Below are 18,605 nucleotides of genomic sequence, written 5' to 3' on the forward strand. Positions count from 1 at the left end.
GCGCGGACCGGTCCCCCACGCGTCGTTCAGCGGGCCGGGTCGATCGCGACCGGCTCGCGTCGTGCCTCGTGGTGGTTCGCGTTGCGCGGCGTGGCCAGCACCTGGCGGGTGCGGTCGTCGAGCGCGACGGAGTCGGACAGGGCCCCGCTCGCGGCGAGCGTGTGCTCGAGCGCGTCCAGCCAGTGCTGGTAGTAGCTCCAGGGCTCGCCGCCGTCGCCGTTCTCCCAGGCCTTGATCGCCTCGACCAGGGAGAGCTGGAACTCGCTCCACTCGTAGTGGCCCTCGTGGTACGCGGCGACCGCCATGGCGAAGGCCCGCAGCTCCCACGGCTCGGTGAACGGCTTGTCCGCCCCGGGCATGTCGCAGACGAGCTTCTCGATCCGGCGGCGGGCGTCACCCAGCTCGGTGGCGTCCGTCCGGACCCCGGCGCTCATCCGCGGGCCGCCTGGGTGACGACCGGCTTCGCCTTGCCGACGCCGATCATCGAGTCCCGGGTGACCAGCGCGGCCAGCTCGTCCTCGGAGAGGTGCTCGCTGCCGGCCGGGCGCTGCGGCAGCACCCAGTAGCGCAGCTCGGAGCTGGAGTCCCACACCCGGATCTCGACGCTGTCGGGCAGCGGCAGGTCGAAGTCCTCGGCCAGCACCTTCCGGGGCTCACGCACGATACGGGCACGGAACGGCGGCGCCTTGTACCAGTTCGGGGGCAGCCCGAGCACCGGCCACGGGTAGCACGAGCACAGCGTGCAGACGATGACGTGGTGGACGTCGTCGGTGTTCTCGACGGCGACCATCTCCTCGCCCTGCAGGCCGCCGATCCCGAGCTCGCGGCAGGCCGCGGAGGCGTCCTCCAGCAGGCGCGCCTTGAACTCCGGGTCGGTCCAGGCCTTGGCGACGACCTTCGCGCCCAGCTGCGGGCCGACCTCGTTCTCGTAGACCTCGGCGAGACGGTCGACCGCCGCGGTGGTCATCACGCCCTTCTCGATCAGCAGCGACTCCAGGGCCTTGACCCGGGCGGTGATCTCCTCCTGCGTGCGGAGCGGGGTGTCGGTGGGCTTCGCGGTCATGGGTCAGGCTCCCTGGGTGGCGGGGACGAGCGAGAGGTACGGCTCCCACACGTCGAAGTAGTTGACGCCGTTCGGGTCCGCGTACTCGGCGCCCCACAGCTCGGTGGCGTCGAAGCGGACGGTGTAGAGGTGCTCGGGGCAGTCGCCGAGCCCGTTGCCGGCGGTGTCGGGGTAGAGGTAGGTGCCGTGGGCCGCGCTGATCACGCCGCGGCGGCCGCGGATGTAGCGGGCCCGGCGGGTGTGGCCGTACGGGCTCTCGGAGGAGATGACGACCTCGTCGCCGACGGAGAACTGCGCGACCTTGTCCGACTCGCGGTGGGCCGGGAACCCGTTGGTGACCGCCCAGTCGACGAACTCGACGATCTCGGTGTCGGTCTCCCGCTCGGGCAGCGGCGCGTCGGGGTTCTCCAGGTAGTGCTGGGTCCGCGCCTCCAGCTCGGCCGGGTCGAGCACGCCCGCGGCCTCGGCGTAGTGCTCGACCGTGTGCATCCAGTGCTCGTAGTAGTTCGAGATCAGGTACTCGGCAGGGTCCATCTTCTCGATGCCGTGCCGGAACTGGTCCACGTTGAACAGCCCGGCGCGGGCGCTCTGCGCGAACATGGAGAAGGCGCGCTTCTCCCAGTCGGCGCGGAACACGGGCTCGGACATGTGGTCGTTCTCGACCTTGCCCAACCCGTCGGTGCCGCCGAGATCGAAGACTCCGTTCACTTCTGTCCTCCCACGGTGGTGAGGGCCGGCGGAGCGGGGAAGCCGCCGACGGCCTGCTCGAAGGTGTGCGCGACCCGCAACACGGTCGCGTCGTCGAAACGCCGGCCGACGATCATCAGCCCGGCCGGTAGGCCGTCGACCAGCCCGGCGGGGACACTCGCGGCGGGGTGCCCGGACACGTCGAACGGGGCGCAGTTGCCGACCATCCCCAGCGCGGTGGGCAGGTAGGTGCCCAGGTCGGCGTCGAGGCCGAGCAGCTCGGGTGCGGTGTAGGGCAGGGTCGGCATGACCAGCACGTCGTAGCCGGTCAGCGCCTGGTCGTAGGCCGCGCGCAGTTCCAGGGCCAGGTTGCGGGCCATCCCGTAGTAGGCGCCGCCGCCGTGGCCGAAGGTGTAGCCACCCGACAGGCCGACGAGTTTGACGGTCTTGGACAGCTCCGCCCCGCGGGCGTGGCGCTGGCGGTGGTAGTGGCCGATCAGCTCGGGGTCGTAGAGGCCGGGGTAGTTCATGCCGTAGGCGTTGCCGTCGACCATCTGGTGCGCGGCGCCCTCGGTGGCGATGACGTTCCAGACCGCCATGCCGTCCAGATGCCAGGGGATCGAGATCTCCTCGGCGACCAGCCCGGCCCCGGTCAGGGTGGTGATCGCGGCGCGCACGGCCTCGTCGACACCCGGGTCGCTCTCCGGACGGCCGAAGCCCTCGGTGACGATCCCGACCCGCAACCCGGCCGCGGACTGTTCGAGCGCGGCGAGGTAGTCGACCGGGTCCAGCGTGGTGGGCTGGCGGGCGTCGAGCCCGTCGACCCCGGCCAGGACCCCGAGCATCAGCGCGGCGTCGGACACGGTGCGGGTGATCGGGCCGAGGTGGTCGATCGTGGCCTCGATGGGGAACGCCCCGGTGTAGGGGACCAGCCCGTGGGTGGGCTTGTGCCCCACGGTCCCCGAGAACGCCGACGGGATACGGATCGAGCCGCCCTGGTCACCGCCCACGGCCATGTCGACCGCGCCGGACCCGACCAGCGCCGCGCTCCCGGAGGAGGATCCGCCCGAGGCCCGGGTCGGGTCCCAGGGGTTGCGCACCGGCCACGGCCGGGAGGTGAAGCTGGCCCCGGAGAAGCACAGGTCCTCACACATCGCCTTACCGGTGATCGTCGCCCCGGCGGCGAGCAGCCGGGTCGCGACCGTGGCGTCGCGGGAGGGGACGAACCCCTCGACGGTGGCCGACCCGTTGGTCATCGGGACCCCGGCCAGGGAGATGTTGTCCTTGAGTGCCACGGTCCGCCCGGCCAGCGGGCCCTGCGCGGCGCCGGGCACCGAGGTGGTGACGTACCAGCCGCCCAGGGGGTTGTCCGCGGGCTCGGACCACTCCCGCTGCGGTGCCTGCGGCGCGGTGGCGCGGTAGAGCTCCTCGACCCGCTCCGAGGACGCGAACGTCGCGGCCACCGCCGGGCCGAACTCGGCCAGCTCGGCCTCCGACAGGCCGAACGCGTAGTGCTCGTTCAGGGCCGCCAGACGGGCGGCGTCGGGAGGTGGAATCGCCATCGAGCGGTGCTCCTCACATCGGGGGGATGCGAGAAAGCTAGGGTTCATGCCTGCTCATGTCAATCAATACAGACGCATTGACACGAGGTCTGACGCGTCCGTTCCACCCCTGTCACATGCGCGTATTCACGACCGTCCCTCGCTGTCGTCCATCGAGCCGAAGGTCGCGCCGCGGGCGGTCGCGAGGTGCAGCGGCTGCTCGACGTGGTGGTGGCCGTCGAGCGCCAGGGTGCCCCGCGGCAGGTCGTAGCGGCCGAACCGGATCTCGTCGGCGACGGGCACCGGCTCGGTCGAGCGGACCCGGCGCGCCGCGACGGCCCACACGTGGATCGCCTCGAACATCGACTCCGACAGCGACGACAGCGGCGGCGCCCACTGCCCGAAGCGGGCCCGGTAGCGCTCCAGCAGCGTGCCGTTGCGCTCGGTCTGCAGGTGCTGGAAGTAGCCCGAGACCCCGTGGATGCCCTCCGCCGCCCGCAGCCCGACCCGCTCCAGGGTCGCCTCGTCCATCGCCGGGCCCAGGCTGACCGTCCGGTCCCGCAGCCCCATCGCGTGGCACTGGCGCTCGAACGCGGCGGCGTCGGCGCCCACGAAGGTGTTGAGCACGACGTCGGCGCCCGAGGCCGCGATCCGCTCGACCAGCGGGGCGAAGTCCCGGGCCCCGAGCGCGGCGTAGCCCTCGCCGACCAGCACTGCGCCGTGCGCCGGGAGCACCTCGCGCGCGGCGGTGTTGACCGCACGGGGCCACACGTAGTCGTTGCCCGCCAGGAACCAGCGACGCCCGCCGGCCGCCCGCATGACCGGCCCCGCGGCCGTCGCGAGCTGGGTCGCGGGCCGCTCGCCCAGCCGGATCCGCAGCCGGGACTCGCCGCCGCCCTCGTTCATGTTGGTGTGCACGACGAGCACGTCGCGGCCGGTCAGAGCGGTCGACACGGCGTGGTAGGTGGCCGACGTCGTCGTCAGGAAGATCGTCCGGCAGCCGGCCCGGGCCAGCCGCAGCGCCTCCAGCGCCCCGGTGCCGGGGTCGGTGGCGTCGTCGGCCTCCAGCAGGTCCACCGGCCTGCCGCCGACCCCGCCCGCCGCGTTGATCTCCTCGACGGCGAGCGTGGCCACGTTCGCCACCGCCGAGGCGAACAGCCCGCCCGAGCCGGACCGGCTGGTGAGGACCCCGATGCGCGGCCCGGTGACGGCGTGGTCGCGGACCGGGTGCCCGCGGCGGCGCATCAGCCACTCCAGCCCGCGCTCGTCGATCCCGGCGTCGAGCCGGATCCGGGTGCCGCCGGGTGCGGGGGTGAACCGCAGCCGGATGCGGCCCCGCCAGGGCTGGTCGTGGGTGATCGTGATGGTGCGCGGTCCGCGGAGCTCGCTGATCCGGCCGAGCACGTCGACCGGCGGCCCGCCGGCGATGGGCGCCCGCAGGGTGACCGGCTCGCCCACCGCGACCCGGTCGCACGCCGCACCGAACAGCCAGCCCGCGCCGGAGTCACGCCCGAAACGTCCGAAGACGACCGCCGGGTCGGCGGCGACGAACTCCTCCACCGCGAGCGCGATCGTCCCCATGGGGGTCAGTCTCCCCGCACGGAGGGGCCGGTCATCCGGTCGCGCCCTCCCGGTCCGTCGCGGGACGGCTCTCCACGGCGGACCCCACCTCGCCGAGGGAGGACTGGAACAGGGTGCGCAGCAACGCGATGACGTCGGCGGCCGCACCACCGGGCTCGATGGAGTAGTAGCGGTACCGGCCGGAACGGCGCTCGGTGATCAGCCCCGCGACGCGGAGCACCCGCAGGTGGGTGGAGACGGCGGTCCGGCCGACCGAGGTGATGCGGTCGGCCAGGTCGCCCGCGCTGACCTCGTCGTGCTCGGAAAGCACGGTCAGGATGCGGCGGCGGACGGGATCGGCGAGCGCGTCGAAGGCGGGGCCGGCGTCCCGGCCGGCCCCGGCAGACGCGTCAGGATCCGATGACATGATGCGGAGTCTAACGCGGACGGCCCGTCCGTCGGGTGTGACACCGTCAGGCGGGCGTCACCAGCGCCTCGGGGAGGTCCCCCGCGCACGCCGCCAGCGCCCCGCGGTCGAGGCCCTGCCGGGCGAGGGTGTCGACGAGCAGCGCCAGTGCCTCGGGTGGTGGCGGGGAGTCCGGCTGCCCGGCGTCGGAGGACAGCACGACGCGGTCGAGGCCGACGGCCCGCGCGTAGCCGGCGAGCGCCTCCGCGGTGCATCCGGGCTGGTGGAGGAGCTGGAAGGTGGTGATCTCGGCGACGGCGCCGAGGTCGGTCAGCGCGCGGGCCCGCGCGGCGGGCATGCCGGGGACGGTGTAGCCGGGGTGGGTCAGCAGGATCCGGCGGACACCGAGCCCGGACGCGGTCCGCACCAGCCAGTCGCACTCGTCGGCGCCGAGGTGCCCGGTCGCGAGGACGGCGTCGGCCTCGGCGACCGCGCGGCACACGGCCCGGACCGCGTCGGCCGTCGACGGGTCGACCGGCGGGACCGCGTACGAGGTCGCCGGGAGCTCGGGCCGCACGCAGCACAGCGCGGGCAGACCGGCGGTGCGCTGGGTGTGCGCGTCGGCCGTCGGCATCCAGACGACCCGGCCGCCGGACTCCAGGCACGCGACGACCGCGGCCGGGTTGATCCCGCCCACGTGCTGGTTGAGTGCGAGTCCCCCGTGGACGGCGAGCGGGGTGTCCCGGCCCGCGGCGGCGGCCCGCCCGACGGTCGACTCGTAGTGGCCCTTGAGGACACAGCCCCGGAACCCCGCCGCGGCGTAGGCGGCGACGGTGTCCCGGTCGTCGGCCCGCCGGGGGACGATGTCGGGCGCCGCGTGGACGTGCAGATCGAACACGCGCCCACCGTGGCGACGCCGCCCCCCGACCACAAGACCCGGTGCTCCGGGAGCAACCGTTCACCCGTCCGACCTGCGCAGATCGACCGTTCCGGGCATCGGTGACGGGCGGCGGCCCCGAGATGTTGCTGCACGGACAACTGCTCTTGATTCGCCGCGGGACGCTGCGCAAGCTTCTGCCCATGGCTACGGAGCGGCCGTCCAGCGTCCACCGGGCGGCGACCATCCTCGACCTGCTGGGCTCGGCCGAGGCGGTGGAGCGGGGCGGTCTCGGGGTCGTCGAGATCGCCCGCCGGGTGGGGCGCGAGAAGTCCCAGATCTCCCGGGCACTGCGCGTGCTGGAGGAGACCGGCCTGGCCGAGCGGGACCCGGAGACCCGGACCTACCGGCTCGGGCTGCGGATCGTCACGATGGCCCGCCACGCGGAGCGGCAGTGGCTGCTGGCCCGGACCCCGCCGGTGCTGGGCAGGCTCACCGCGCTGACCCGGGAACGGGCGCACCTGTCGGTGCTCGACGACCAGGGTGTGCTCACCCTGCTGTCCCGGACCCCGACCCCGGTCCGTGATGACTGGGCCGGTCGGTTCGCGCCGGTCCACAACACCTCCTCCGGCCGGGCGCTGCTGTTCGACCACCCCGACGACGTGGCCCGCCGGCTGTTCGCCGGGGGCACTGCGCCGGCCGCCCTGCCCGCCGGGGTGGACCTCGACGAGCTGGTGGCACGGCTGCGCCGGGCCCGCAACCAGCGCTTCGCCTGGGTGGACGAGGAGTTCGAGCCCGGCCGGATCGCGATCGCCGCCCCCGTCCGCGACCTGCACGGACGGGTCTGCGCCGCGTTGAACGTCTCCGCGCCGAAGGCCCGCGTCGCGCCGCAGCTCGACGCCGTCGCCCGGCTCGTGCAGGCCGCCGCCGGACGGATCACCCGCGAGATGGCCGGGTCGCCCGCCGGTCCGCAGCGGACCCCCTGACGCCGCGCCGACACGCGCCCGCGCCGCAGCACCGACACCGGTCCCTGCACGACGGCGGGGTCCGGCACCCCCTCACGCCCGCACCACCGACCACGGAGGAACGCCGTGCCCGTCCGCCCCCTGCCCTTCTTCAGCACCGGCGCCCGCGTCGACGCCGATCTCCACCTCCCCGACGACGGCGGCTCCGGTGCCCCGTACCCGGTGCTCGTCGCCGCCTCCGGCTACCAGGGCCTGAAGGTGATCCACCCCGAGCGTTTCGCCAGGGCGCTGACCCCGCGCGGCTACGCCGTCCTGGCCTTCGACTACCGCGGATTCGGCGCCAGCGAGGGCGAGCGCGGCCGCCTGGTCCCCCAGGAGTGGGCGGAGGACGTGCGCGCCGCCGTCGACCGGGTCACCGTCGAGCCCGATGTGGATCCCTCCCGGATCGGGCTGCTCGGGTGGGGTCTCGGCGGGGGCGTCGTCGTCGCCGAGGCGGCGGAGGACCCCCGGGTCCGCGCGGTCGCCGCGGTCAACGGCATCGCCGACGGCACCCGGTCCACCCGCACCATGCACGACGAGAGCTCCTGGGCGAGCCTCGTGCGCCGGATCGCCGCCGACCGCGGCATCCGCGCGACGGCCGGACGGTCCGAGGTGACCTCCCCGTGGGACGTCGTGCGGCTCGACCGCGACGCCCGCACCGACGGCTACGTCGGCGAGGAGCTGTACAGGGCCCCCGGGTTCGGGGCCGGGGTGACCCTGGAGTCCGCCGACATGCTGCTGCGCTTCAGCCCCGAGTCCCTCGTGCACCGCATCGCGCCGCGGCCGCTGCTCGTCGTGCACGGTGCCGAGAACCGGCTGCACCGGCCGGAGGAGGCGCGGTCGCTCTACGACCACGCCGCCGAGCCGAAGCGGCTGGAGATCATCGAGGGTGCAGGCCACACCGAGTGGATGTTCGACGACAACCCGACCTTCGCGCACCTGATGGAGACGGTGGAGAAGTTCTTCGGCGACGCGTTCGCCCCGGTCGCCGTGGCCTGAGTCCCGCCGGTCAGGCGGCGGGCGTCCGCGTCCGGCGCAGGACCAGCAGCCCGCCGACGGCCGGGACGACCGAGAGCAACCGGGTCGTCCCGGTCGTCGGCATCAGACAGGTGACGGCGATCGTGACCAGGTAGGCCAGCCCGTGCACCGGCCCGAGGACCGACGCGACCCCGGGCAGGTGCACGGTGGCCAGGTTCAGCAGCAGGACGGCCAGCGACGCCGTCTCGACCACCGACGCCAGGGCGAGCCAGCGGCGTTCCGCGGGGCCGGGCACCGGTCAGACCCCCGTCGTGGAGCCGGGGCGGGCGATCATCAGCACCACGACGACCACCCACAGCAGACCGAAGATCCCCGACGCCGCGCTGAGCTTCCCCGCGCGCCGCGCCCATGTCGCCCGGTCGGTCGGGGCCGCGTCCGGGTCGGCGATCAGGTCCATCGCGCGCTGCTGCTCGGGCAGCACGACCAGCGCCAGCACCAGGGCGGCGGCGACGGTCAGGACCAGCGAGATCACCAGCCACGGGTCGGTCAGCACGCCCATCTGCACCGCCAGCGCGATACCGAGGACCGGGACGCTCAGGCCCGCGACCGCGTAGACGCGGCTGATCCGGTGCAGCAGCACCGGCACACCCTGTGCGCCGACGGGGCGCGGCCCGTCGCCGCCGACGCCCAGGGCGAGGCCCGCGTACCGGGGGAAGAGGCTGACCGCGACCGTCACCGGTCCGATCAGGACGATCGCCGCCACCACGTGCAGGCTCAGCAGCACCTTTCCCATCGCATGCCCTCCCGGGTCCCGCGTTCGACGTGCAGTCCGACTGAAACGCGATTTTACAGTCCGACTGAAACTTCGGAGGAGGCACCCGTGTCACAGCCCCAGGACCCGCCCCGCCGCCCGGTCGCGGCGATGCTGCTCTTCCCCGGCCTGACCCACCTCGACCTCGTCGGGCCGCACGCCGTGCTCGCGACGGACATGGACGTGCACCTGGTCTGGAAGAACACCGATCCGGTCGTCTCGGACTCGGGCATGGCGATCCTGCCGACCACGACGCTGCGCGACTGTCCGCGCGAGGTCGACCTGCTGATGGTCCCGGGCGGCTTCGGGACGAAGGACGTGATCGCCGACCCCGAGCTGCTGGACTGGGTCGCCGACGTCGGCGCCCGCGCCGGCTGGGTGACCTCGGTCTGCACCGGGTCGCTCGTCCTCGGCGCGGCGGGCCTGCTGCGGGGCCGCCGGGCCACGACGCACTGGACGACCCGCCACCTGCTGGCGGCGTTCGGCGCCGAGAGCGTCGTGGCGCGCCGTCGTCGACGGCAACCGCATCACCGGCGGCGGGGTCACGGCGGGCATCGACTTCGGCCTCACCGTCCTCGCCGGGATGCTCGGCGAGGAGCGGGCCCGCGTCGTCCAGCTCGCCCTGGAGTACGACCCGCAGCCCCCGTTCGACGCCGGGACGCCCGAACGGTCGACACCCGCGGCCGTCGCGCAGGTGCGGGCGATGGTCGCGGCGGCGAACGCCGAGATCGAACGGACGACGGCCACGCGGGCGCGGTGACCGGGCGTTCCACCGCTACGACCCGCCGCCGGGAGCCTCTCCGGTGAACGCCTCCAGGAGGACCTCCGCGACACCGCGACGGAGCTCCCCGGGAACGTGGCCGAACACCTCGTCGTCGAGCGCGTCGAGGACCGCACGGCCCCAGTCGTTCAGCTCCGCCCCGACGGGGGTGACGTGCAGCCGGGCCCGCCGCCCGCGCCCGGCGGGGGTGCGTCGCTCCACCGCCCGCAGCTCCTCGAGCTGCACCAACGTGGCCTGCATGCTCTGCGCGGTGACGCCGGCGCGGCGGGCGAGCTCGCTGTAGGAGCACCCCGGGTCGCGGGCCAGGTGCCCCAGCGCGGCGAGGTGGCGCATCGACAGGTCGCGTGCGCGCAGCCTCGTCTCGGCGGTCTCCCGGAGCCGACGACCGAGGGCCATGACCAGGAAGGCCGTCCGGGGCTCGGGGGGCGGTCCGCCGGTGTCGTCCGACAACTCATCTCCGCAGGAACGGTGGGGCCCGCCAGTCTCGCACGGGCACGCACCGGCCGTTCTCCTCGTCGGCTCCGGCCCGCTCGGCGTCCGCGCGATCGGCACCGCCCCGGTCGACGACCTGTCCCGGCCGGAGTTCCGGGGATGCGCGTTCCTGAAGGCCGCCGCCGAGTTCCCCGATCCCGAGGACCCCGTCCGCCGGGTCGTCGCCGAGCACCGCGCCTGGTACGTCGCCACCCTCACCGACCTGTTCGCGCAGGTCTTCGGCTCCTCGCCGCGACGCGGGCGGCCGGACCACGCGGCCCAGCACTTCCTGATGATGCGCGACGGGGCGATGTCCGGCGCCGACATCGACGGGGCGGCCCACGTCGGCGACGCGTTCCACCGCGGACTCGACGGCCTGCTCACGCTGCTGCACTGAGGACCTGTGCCGCACGCGACACTCGCCGGGGGTACCCCTGGGGGTACCTTCGTCCACACAGGGACCGCGCCGACCGCGGGCCGGCACGAGACGAGGGAGCCCCCATGCAGGTCAAGGCCGCAGAACTCACCGACGTGGTCAGCCGCCTGCGTCGCGTGGAGGGCCAGATCGCCGGTGTCATCCGCATGATCGAGGACGGCCGCGACTGCAAGGACGTCGTGACCCAGCTGGCGGCGGCGTCCCGCGCCCTCGACAAGGCCGGCTTCAAGATCATCGCCACCGGGCTCCGGCAGTGCGTGACCGAGAGCGCCGAGGGCGAGCAGTCGGTCGACATGGCCGAGATGGAGCGCCTGTTCCTGTCGCTCGCCTGACCCGGCCGAGCCCGCACGACCCCGTCCCCGCAGTACCGACGATTCGGTAGGACATACCCTACCGGGTAGGGAACCCACGATGACCGACATCGACATCCGCACCCTCGGGACCCCCGGTCTCGGGGACCGCAGCTACCTCGCGACCGACGGCACGACCGCACTGGTGGTCGACCCGCAGCGCGACATCGACCGCGTCCTGGACCTCGCCGCCGAGCTCGGCGTCACGATCGCCTGCGTCGCCGAGACCCACTTCCACAACGACTACGTCAGCGGCGGCCTGGAGCTGGCCCGGCGGACCGGCGCCGTCTACCTGGTCGACGCGCGCGACCGGGTCGCCTTCGACCGCACCCCGGCGTCGGAGGGCGACGAGTTCGCGGTCGGCGCCATGCTGCTGCGGCCGATCGCCACCCCCGGCCACACCCACCACCACCTGTCCTACGCGCTGGCCGACTCCACCGGCGCCACGGTCGCGGTGTTCACCGGCGGCTCGATGCTCCACGGGTCCACCGGCCGGACCGACCTGATCTCCGCCGAGGACACGGTCGAGCTGACCCACGCGCAGTACCACTCGGTCCGGCGCCTGGTCGCCGAGCTGCCCGCCGACGCCGCCGTCCTGCCGACCCACGGCTTCGGCAGCTTCTGCTCGGCCACCCCGACCTCCGGCGACGCCTCGACCGTCGCCGAGCAGGCGCGGGTCAACCCGGCGATGACCCAGGACGAGCAGGACTTCGTCGACACCCTGATCGCCGGCCTGGGCGCCTACCCGGCGTACTACGTCCACATGGGTCCGGCCAACGCCGCCGGTCCGGCCCCGGTCGACCTCTCCGCGCCGGAGCCGGTCGACCCGGCCGAGCTGCGCCGGCGCATCGCGGCCGGTCAGTGGGTCGTCGACCTGCGCTCGCGGACCGCGTTCGCCGCCGGGCACCTGCCGCGCAGCCTGTCGTTCGAGCTGGCCCGGCCCTTCGCCACGTACCTGGGCTGGCTGTTCCCGTACGGCGCCGCGCTCACCCTGGTCGGCGACGACCCGGAGCAGGTCGCGCGGGCCCAGCGGGAGCTCGTCCGGATCGGCATCGACCGGCCCTCCGGTGCGGCCACCGGGGAGATCACCGAGCTGGCCGGCGACGGCGGGCTCGCGTCCTACCCGGTCTCGGACTTCGCCGGGCTCGCCGCCCGCGGCCAGGACGAGGTGTTCGTCCTCGACACCCGCACCGAGGCCGAACGGCGCGCCGGCCACCTCGCCGGGTCCGCCCACGTCCCGCTGCACCAGCTCCCCGCACGACGCCACGAGGTCCCCACCGACCGCCAGGTGTGGGTCCACTGCGGCTCCGGCTACCGCGCCTCGGTCGCGGTCTCGCTCCTCGCCGCCGACCCCACCCGCCCCGGCCGCGACCTGGTCCTCGTCGACGACGACTGGACCCGCGCCGCCGGTGCGGGCCTGCGGCTCGCCGACACCGTCCGCGCCACGGCCGCGCACTGACCCGCCCGACCCGACCCCCGGGGACACCCACCCCATGAACGCCCCCACCGCGTCCACCGACGCGTCCACCGTGAGCCCCGCGACCCTGCGGAGCTGGGTCGAGCAGCCCCCGGCCGGTACCGGCACCCCGATGGTGGTCGACGTCCGCAGCGCCGCGGAGTACGAGGCGCAGCACATCCGCGGCTCGTACCACGTCCCCGTCCGAACCCTGGCCGAGCACACCGCCGAGCTGGCCCGCCTGCTCGACACCGGCAGCGCGCCCGTCGTGCTCGTCTGCCGGTCCGGGGTCCGCGCCGAGCAGGCCCGCCGGCACCTGACCGGCGCGGGCCTGGACCACGCCCACGTCCTCGACGGCGGCGTCCCCGCCTACGCCGAGGCGGGCGGCGACGTCGTCCGGGGCCGGCCCGCCTGGGCGCTCGAACGGCAGGTCCGTCTCGGCGCGGGGTCCCTCGTGCTCACCGGGCTGCTCGCCGGGCGGTACCTCGCCCCCGCCGGGCGGCTGCTGTCCGGCGCCGTCGGCACGGGTCTCGTGCTCTCGGCGCTCACCGACACCTGCACCATGGGCGCGGTCCTGGCCCGGCTCCCGTTCAACCGGGCGGCGGCCGACCCGACCGTGGCCGAGACCCTGGCCGCGCTGGAACGCCGACCCGGCACACGCCCGTCATGACCACGGTCGCGCTCGCGGCCGCGTTCGGCGTCGTCATCGGGTCGCTGCTCGGGCTCGTCGGCGGGGGCGGCGGGATCCTCGCCGTCCCCGCCCTGGTCTACGGCCTCGGGCTGCCCCTGTCCGACGCGGTGCCCGGCTCGCTCGTCGTGGTCGGCCTGGCCTCGCTCGTGGCCGCCCTCCCCCGGGCCCGCACCGACGTCGACTGGCGGCTCGCCGTCGTCGTCGGCGCCGCGGGGGTCCCGGCCTCGCTGCTCGGCGGGGTCCTCCACCACCACCTCGACGACCGGTGGCTGATGCTCGTGTTCGCCGCCGTCATGGTCGCCGCGGGTGTCCACATGCTGCGGCGCGGCACCGGGACGGGCGGGGTCTGCGAGCTCCCGGACGGCGGCGTCGCCTGGCGACGCTGCCTCCCCCGCGCGATCCTCACCGGCCTGGCCGTGGGGCTGCTGACCGGGCTGCTCGGCGTCGGCGGCGGGTTCCTGCTCGTGCCGGCGCTGGTCGTGGCCCTCGGGCTGCGCACGACGACGGCCGTCGCCACCTCGCTGGTGATCATCGTGGTCAACTCGGCGGCGGCCCTGGTCCCGTACCTGGCGGCCGGCGGGCTGCACCTGCCGTGGACGGCGATCGGCCCGTTCGCGGTCGCCGCCGTCGCCGTGTCGCTGCCCGCGGGACGGCTGGCCCGCCGGCTGCCGGCCGCCCTGCTCGGTCGCGGGTTCGCCGTCCTCGTGCTGCTCGTGGCCGCCGGGGTGGGGGTGCGCAGCACGCTCGCGCTCCTCGCCTGAGGAGGCCCCGGCCGCCGGTCAGCCGTCGACGAGTGCCTCGGCGTCGATCGCCGTCCGGACCGCGTGCACCGCCCGGCGGAGCGCCTCGACCAGCGGCGACCGGTCCGCGCTGCGGGTGCAGAGCGAGATCGGGCAGGGCTCGACGTCGGCGATCGGGACGAAGACGACCTCCGGGTGCCGGACGCTGTCGACCACGGAGCTCCCGGTGATCGCGACGGCCGCGCCGGCGGCGACGACCTCCAGCAGCTCGTCCATGGTGTGCACGGTGGGCCCGTAGGTGACGGGCACACCGCTGGGCCGCGGGTCGCAGGCCCACCAGCGCACCCACTGCTCGTCGGTCCGGTCGTCGTTCGCGTGGGGTTCGCCGTCGAGGTCGGCCAGCTCGACGACGGCGCGGGCCGCCAGCCGGTGGCCGCGCGGGAGCGCGACGACGCGGGGTTCGAGCCGGACCACGTCGAGCCGGAGCCCGTCGGTGTCGGCGACGGGCGGCCGGACGAGCGAGGCGTCGACGGTCCCGGCGCGGACGGCGACGGCCTGGTCGGGCCACGGCAGCTGCACGAGCTGGACCGACGCGGCGGGGACGTCGCGCTGCACCAGCTCGATGATGCGCCGGGTGTGGGTACCGGTCGCCGCGGTCATGAACCCGAGGCGGACGACGCCGGCGGCGGCGCGACGGTGTGCCTCGACCGCGGCGACGGCCCGGTCCGCGGCGTCGAGTGCCACGCGGGCCTCGGCGAGGAACCGGCGGCCCGCCTCGGTGGGGACCAGGGGGTGCGCGCTGCGGTCGAGCAGCTCGGCGCCGAGCTTGTGCTCCAGCGTCCGGATCTGCTTGCTCAGCGCGGGCCCGCTGACGTACAGCCGGGCCGCCGCCCGCCCGAGGTGCCCCTCGTCGACGACGGCCACGAGGTAGCGCACGAGGTGCAGGTTGAGGTCCACATCGACTCCCCTCCGTGACGCAGTGTCCCACGACACCGTCGACGAGGACCACTGAGCTGCGGTGATAACCGGATGGTTCACGGTCGCGACGGGACATGTCATGGACGCACCCGGCCGCCCCCGGCGAGGCTCCGTCGCGTCCCACCACCGACGGAGGAGTACCCATGAGCCGCTACGAACAGGAGTTCGTGACGATGTTCGCCGGGCTGGAGAAGCAGCTCGAGAGCATCGACAACCCGCGCCACCGCGCGATCCTCAAGAACTACCGGCGGCACGGGCTGTTGGAGGTCGCCGGGCGCTACCACGAGCTCCTCGCCCCGGACATGACCGTCGAGCACCCCCAGTACCGGCTGCACGAGGGCGGCCAGTCGATCGTCCTCGACGGCATGGAGCAGGTCCTCGGGTTCTACGAGTCGCTGGTGGCCGCGAACGCGCTCGTCATGTGGGTGGCCGACCAGGACATCGCGGTCAACGACCACGGCTTCTCCGGCGAGGTCGTCTTCAACGCGTTCGTCCCCGCGCCGATGCTCGGCGAGAGCGCCTTCTCCGACATCCGGGCCGGCGACCCGGGCGAGATGTACCTGCTGCGCCGCACGCTCGCGTTCGTCTGGCCCTACGACGAGCGCTGCCGGCTCATCGGCGAGCACGTCTACGAGGACGGGGCGTCCCGCGAGATCATCGAGCCGGACCCGGCCGACGTCATCACCGCCGCCCGTGCCGCCGAGCTGCTCGCACCCGAGATCGACCGGGTCCTGCCGTGAGCGCCGCATCCGGCGGCCGTCTGGCCGGGAAGGTCGCGCTGATCACCGGCGGGGCGCGCGGGCAGGGACGGTCGCACGCCGTCCGGCTCGCCGAGGAGGGCGCCGACATCGTCCTCGTCGACCACTGCGCCCCGGTCGCGTCGGCGCCCTACCCGACCGCCGGACCCGCCGACCTCGAACAGACGGTGAAGCTCGTCGAGGACCTGGACCGGCGCGTCCTGGCGGTCCGGGCCGACGTCCGCGACCTGCCGGCGCTGCGGTCCGCGGTGGCCGACACCGTCGCGGAGCTCGGCCGCCTCGACATCGTCCTGGCCAACGCGGGCATCGCCGGCTTCGGCCCCTCGCTGGAGATGGAGGAGGACGTCTGGCAGGAGATGATCGACATCAACCTGACCGGGGTGTGGAAGACCGTCCGCGCCGCCGCGCCCGCGATCGTCGACGGCGGCCGCGGCGGTGCGATCGTGCTCACCAGCTCCGTCGCGGGGCTGATGGGGTTCCCGAACCTCGCCCACTACTGCGCGGCCAAGCACGGCCTGGTGGGCCTGATGAAGGTCCTCGCGGTCGAGCTCGCGCCGCACAGCATCCGGGTCAACACCGTGCACCCCACCCACGTCGACACCGACATGATCCAGAACCCGGCGATCCACGGCCTGTTCACCGGGGGTGCGCCCGGTACCGACCCGGCGATGGCCGCCGCGGCGATGAAGGCGATGCACGCACTGCCGATCTCCTGGGTGGATCCGGTGGACATCAGCAACGCCGTCGTGTGGCTCGCCTCGGAGGAAGCCCGGTACGTGACCGGGGTGGCGCTCCCCGTCGACGGTGGGATCACCGCGCCGTTCAAGGTCCCGCACGACGCGGTCTGACGGCCGGCCGTCAGCCCATCGGCCTCGCCGACGCGAACTCCCACACCGCCGCCGACAGGTCGGGCCCGGCCCGGTCGGCGAACAGGCCGTCGGAGCGGGGCCCGGACCAGGCGTGCCCCATGCCCTCGACCAGGTGGTGGTCGACGTCCGCCCGGCCGGGGGCGCGGTGGACGGTGCGGGTCCAGGGGTGGCCGTCGGGCGGCTCGACGCGTGTGACGACACCGGGTGCGGTGTCGGTGTCGGGCCGCCCGGTGGCGACGAGTGCACCGAGCGCCAGCCACTGCCGCACCAGACGGTCGGCCATGAACGGGCGGACGACCTCGTCCCGGTCGCCCTGCACGACCAGCAGCGGGACCTGCCGGGCACGCGGGTCCATCTCGGCCTGCGCGAGACGGGCCGTGTCGACCGGCGTCAGGGTCGGGTCCTCCTCGAACCGGTGGAACCGGTACTCCCCACCCGCGACCGAGGTGACGGTCGCGACCAGGTCGGGGTAGGTGACCCCGAGGATCACCGCCGAGCCGGCACCGGAGGACGCCCCGGCGACGTGCACGCGGGCCGGATCCGCCCCGTAGACCTCGACGACCTGCCGGATCGCGCCCGCCAGCAGCTCCGGCTCACCCCGGCCCCGCTGCTGGTGCTCCGGTGACAACGAGTTCCAGCACATCATCGCGTTGCGCAGGATCGACTGGGTCGGGTAGACGACGATGAAGCCCTCCCGGTCGGCGAGGTCGTCGAAACCGGTCATGGCCCGCATCGAGTTCAGCCCGGACCCGGTCATGCCGCAGCCGTGCACGGCCACGACGACCGGCATCGCCCGGTCCGCACGCCACGAGGGCGGCAGGTGGACCTGGTAGTCGAGCCGGCCCTGCGAGCCGGCGTAGCTGCCGTGCCGGTCCTGGCCGCCCGCCGGTTCCCGCGCCTCGGCGATCGCGGCGGGGACCAGGAGGGCGAGCAGCGCCAGCGCGGTCACCCCCGCGAGCAGGGCCGCGGGACGGCGGGTGGGTCGACGGTCGCGCATTCCGGCCTCAGCTCCTCGTTCCCGGTGGACGACGACAGTGCAGCCCGTGCCGTCGCGGCCGGGTCAACCCCACGTCGGCACCGTCGGCTCAGATCGGCTGCGCTCTGCCCACGGCGCGGTCCAGGGCCGCGGTGAACGCCGCGTAGCCGATCTCGGTGGCGGTCCGCACCTTCACGGGGTCGATGGTCAGCGGACCGACCCCCGCGTCGGCCTCGGGACCGACCGTCAGCAGGTGGGCGTGCCGTCGGTGCGGGTGGTCGGCCTGTTCGAGGACGGCCCGGACCGGCCCCAGACCGCTCTCGCTCTGCGCGATGTCGCCGAGCCCCGGGACCAGGCGGTTCAGTCCCCGGGCCCAGAGCGGGGAGGGCGGGTCGGCCGGGATGCGACGGAGCTCCGGGACCGAGAGATTGATCAGCGCCAGTACGTGCGTGCTGCCGTCCCGCAGCGCCCGGAGCAGCGGCAGCGGCTCGGACACGGCCCCGTCGATCCACGAGCGGTCGTGCAGCCGCACCGGCCCGCCCGCAAGCAGCGGGATCGACGACGTCGCGCGCATGGCGAGCTTCCAGTCGGAGATCGTGCGCGGCTCGAGGACGTGCCCGCTCAGGTCGTCCACGGCCGTCGCGACCACGTTCAACGCGACGGTCGAGTCACGGATCCGGTCCCACGGCATGGGTTTCGAGTCCACCAGGATCCGGTCCACCAGGTGGTCCAGCGACACCATCGACCCGCGGCCGCAGAGCCGTCGCGGGTCGATGAAGTCCCGGCAGGCCATGTCCTCGAAGAAGATGCGTGCCGCGTTCGCACCACCCGCGTGGATCAGTGCGACGCCGATGTAGGCACCCGCCGAGCTGCCGTAGACGGCGTCGAACCCGCCGGCCAGCCCCGCGTCGTCGATCGCGTGGGCCATCCCGCCCGCGTAGGCACCGCGCATGCCGCCGCTCGCGATGACCAGTGCGATCCGGTGGCCGTCGTCGCGGCGACCGGTGTCGCGGCGACGCACCAGCGCCCGCAGGACCTCGCCGTCCTCGGGCAGCCGCTGAGAGGTACGGATGCCGCTCCCCCTCCGCCGACTCTCCGGGTGACGATCGCCGTCGGTGCTCGGCCGCCGTCCGGTGCAGGATGCCCCACCGCGTCGGGCGGGACACGGTGCA

At 74.4% G+C, this 18,605-nt stretch carries 23 protein-coding genes and 1 pseudogene; 11 read left to right on the forward strand and 13 right to left on the reverse strand.

Going from position 1 to position 18,605, the window contains the following annotated elements; genetic code table 11:
- Window positions 1-26: 26 nt before the first annotated feature.
- The 7 genes from KPL60_RS30330 to KPL60_RS30360 form a co-directional block, all read right to left on the reverse strand.
- Window positions 27-434: a nitrile hydratase accessory protein gene (locus tag KPL60_RS30330; RefSeq protein ID WP_062398650.1), complete on the reverse strand. Its 408-nt coding sequence runs from the start codon at window positions 432-434 to the stop codon at window positions 27-29.
- Window positions 431-1,063, reverse strand: coding sequence for a nitrile hydratase subunit alpha (gene nthA / locus KPL60_RS30335; protein WP_226354250.1), 633 nt, complete (start codon window positions 1,061-1,063; stop codon window positions 431-433). The genes KPL60_RS30330 and nthA overlap by 4 nt, the downstream gene beginning before the upstream one ends.
- Before the next feature lie 3 nt (window positions 1,064-1,066).
- A complete protein-coding gene (nthB, locus tag KPL60_RS30340) occupies window positions 1,067-1,771 on the reverse strand; it encodes a nitrile hydratase subunit beta (RefSeq protein ID WP_226354251.1) in 705 nt (234 codons plus the stop codon).
- A complete protein-coding gene (locus KPL60_RS30345; protein WP_226367930.1) occupies window positions 1,768-3,312 on the reverse strand; it encodes an amidase in 1,545 nt (514 codons plus the stop codon). Before KPL60_RS30345 ends, nthB begins: the two co-directional genes overlap by 4 nt.
- Before the next feature lie 126 nt (window positions 3,313-3,438).
- Window positions 3,439-4,872, reverse strand: coding sequence for a substrate-binding protein (locus tag KPL60_RS30350; protein WP_226354253.1), 1,434 nt, complete (start codon window positions 4,870-4,872; stop codon window positions 3,439-3,441).
- A gap of 31 nt (window positions 4,873-4,903) precedes the next feature.
- Window positions 4,904-5,278 carry a helix-turn-helix transcriptional regulator gene (locus tag KPL60_RS30355; RefSeq protein WP_226354254.1) on the reverse strand — a complete coding sequence of 125 codons (375 nt, stop codon included), beginning with the start codon at window positions 5,276-5,278 and terminating at the stop codon, window positions 4,904-4,906.
- 46 nt (window positions 5,279-5,324) lie between these two features.
- Window positions 5,325-6,155, reverse strand: coding sequence for a DUF6282 family protein (locus KPL60_RS30360; RefSeq protein ID WP_226367931.1), 831 nt, complete (start codon window positions 6,153-6,155; stop codon window positions 5,325-5,327).
- Window positions 6,156-6,337: 182 nt separating this feature from the next.
- On the opposite strand from KPL60_RS30360, the gene KPL60_RS30365 reads away from it, so the two are divergent.
- Window positions 6,338-7,120, forward strand: a complete 783-nt coding sequence (locus tag KPL60_RS30365) for an IclR family transcriptional regulator (protein WP_226367932.1) — start codon at window positions 6,338-6,340, stop codon at window positions 7,118-7,120.
- A 105-nt stretch (window positions 7,121-7,225) separates the two neighbouring features.
- The gene (locus tag KPL60_RS30370; protein ID WP_226354257.1) at window positions 7,226-8,137 is read left to right on the forward strand and encodes an alpha/beta hydrolase; all 912 of its coding nucleotides are present in this window, start codon (window positions 7,226-7,228) and stop codon (window positions 8,135-8,137) included.
- Between the two features lie 10 nt (window positions 8,138-8,147).
- Here KPL60_RS30370 and KPL60_RS30375 read toward each other — a convergent pair whose 3' ends face one another.
- The gene (locus tag KPL60_RS30375; RefSeq protein ID WP_226367933.1) at window positions 8,148-8,411 is read right to left on the reverse strand and encodes a hypothetical protein; all 264 of its coding nucleotides are present in this window, start codon (window positions 8,409-8,411) and stop codon (window positions 8,148-8,150) included.
- A 3-nt stretch (window positions 8,412-8,414) separates the two neighbouring features.
- Window positions 8,415-8,909: a DUF2269 family protein gene (locus tag KPL60_RS30380; protein ID WP_226367934.1), complete on the reverse strand. Its 495-nt coding sequence runs from the start codon at window positions 8,907-8,909 to the stop codon at window positions 8,415-8,417.
- A gap of 129 nt (window positions 8,910-9,038) precedes the next feature.
- On the opposite strand from KPL60_RS30380, the pseudogene KPL60_RS30385 reads away from it, so the two are divergent.
- A pseudogene (locus KPL60_RS30385) lies at window positions 9,039-9,356 on the forward strand (DJ-1/PfpI family protein); the annotation flags it as partial.
- A 154-nt stretch (window positions 9,357-9,510) separates the two neighbouring features.
- Entirely contained in the window at window positions 9,511-9,687 is a 177-nt protein-coding gene (locus KPL60_RS30390; RefSeq protein WP_226368290.1) for a hypothetical protein, read from the forward strand.
- Between the two features lie 15 nt (window positions 9,688-9,702).
- On the opposite strand, the gene KPL60_RS30395 is transcribed toward KPL60_RS30390, so the two are convergent.
- On the reverse strand, window positions 9,703-10,104 hold the full coding sequence (locus KPL60_RS30395) for a MarR family winged helix-turn-helix transcriptional regulator (RefSeq protein WP_226367935.1): 402 nt from the start codon (window positions 10,102-10,104) through the stop codon (window positions 9,703-9,705).
- On the opposite strand from KPL60_RS30395, the gene KPL60_RS30400 reads away from it, so the two are divergent.
- From KPL60_RS30400 to KPL60_RS30420, 5 genes are all read left to right on the forward strand, one after another.
- Window positions 10,103-10,576 carry a hypothetical protein gene (locus KPL60_RS30400; RefSeq protein WP_226367936.1) on the forward strand — a complete coding sequence of 158 codons (474 nt, stop codon included), beginning with the start codon at window positions 10,103-10,105 and terminating at the stop codon, window positions 10,574-10,576. The two genes, KPL60_RS30395 and KPL60_RS30400, sit on opposite strands and share 2 nt — an antisense overlap.
- A gap of 104 nt (window positions 10,577-10,680) precedes the next feature.
- Window positions 10,681-10,947 (forward strand): metal-sensitive transcriptional regulator, encoded by a 267-nt coding sequence (locus KPL60_RS30405; protein WP_179761574.1) that lies wholly within the window; start codon window positions 10,681-10,683, stop codon window positions 10,945-10,947.
- 79 nt (window positions 10,948-11,026) lie between these two features.
- On the forward strand, window positions 11,027-12,424 hold the full coding sequence (locus KPL60_RS30410) for an MBL fold metallo-hydrolase (protein WP_226367937.1): 1,398 nt from the start codon (window positions 11,027-11,029) through the stop codon (window positions 12,422-12,424).
- A gap of 34 nt (window positions 12,425-12,458) precedes the next feature.
- Complete coding sequence (locus tag KPL60_RS30415; RefSeq protein ID WP_226367938.1) at window positions 12,459-13,091, forward strand: rhodanese-like domain-containing protein; 633 nt, start codon at window positions 12,459-12,461, stop codon at window positions 13,089-13,091.
- Complete coding sequence (locus tag KPL60_RS30420; RefSeq protein ID WP_226367939.1) at window positions 13,088-13,873, forward strand: sulfite exporter TauE/SafE family protein; 786 nt, start codon at window positions 13,088-13,090, stop codon at window positions 13,871-13,873. The genes KPL60_RS30415 and KPL60_RS30420 overlap by 4 nt, the downstream gene beginning before the upstream one ends.
- 18 nt (window positions 13,874-13,891) lie before the next feature.
- Here the strand turns inward: KPL60_RS30420 and KPL60_RS30425 are convergent, their stop codons facing one another.
- Window positions 13,892-14,809, reverse strand: a complete 918-nt coding sequence (locus KPL60_RS30425; RefSeq protein ID WP_226367940.1) for a LysR family transcriptional regulator — start codon at window positions 14,807-14,809, stop codon at window positions 13,892-13,894.
- 164 nt (window positions 14,810-14,973) lie between these two features.
- Between KPL60_RS30425 and KPL60_RS30430 the strand changes: the two genes are divergently transcribed.
- Window positions 14,974-15,570 carry a hypothetical protein gene (locus tag KPL60_RS30430; protein WP_179761573.1) on the forward strand — a complete coding sequence of 199 codons (597 nt, stop codon included), beginning with the start codon at window positions 14,974-14,976 and terminating at the stop codon, window positions 15,568-15,570.
- A complete protein-coding gene (locus tag KPL60_RS30435; protein ID WP_226367941.1) occupies window positions 15,567-16,436 on the forward strand; it encodes a mycofactocin-coupled SDR family oxidoreductase in 870 nt (289 codons plus the stop codon). Before KPL60_RS30430 ends, KPL60_RS30435 begins: the two co-directional genes overlap by 4 nt.
- 10 nt (window positions 16,437-16,446) lie before the next feature.
- Here KPL60_RS30435 and KPL60_RS30440 read toward each other — a convergent pair whose 3' ends face one another.
- Window positions 16,447-17,454, reverse strand: coding sequence for a PHB depolymerase family esterase (locus KPL60_RS30440; RefSeq protein ID WP_226367942.1), 1,008 nt, complete (start codon window positions 17,452-17,454; stop codon window positions 16,447-16,449).
- 88 nt (window positions 17,455-17,542) lie between these two features.
- Window positions 17,543-18,454, reverse strand: coding sequence for a patatin-like phospholipase family protein (locus tag KPL60_RS30445; protein ID WP_226367943.1), 912 nt, complete (start codon window positions 18,452-18,454; stop codon window positions 17,543-17,545).
- Window positions 18,455-18,605: the final 151 nt, after the last annotated feature.

Source organism: Pseudonocardia sp. ICBG162 (genome assembly GCF_020496225.1).
GTDB lineage: Bacteria > Actinomycetota > Actinomycetes > Mycobacteriales > Pseudonocardiaceae > Pseudonocardia > Pseudonocardia alni.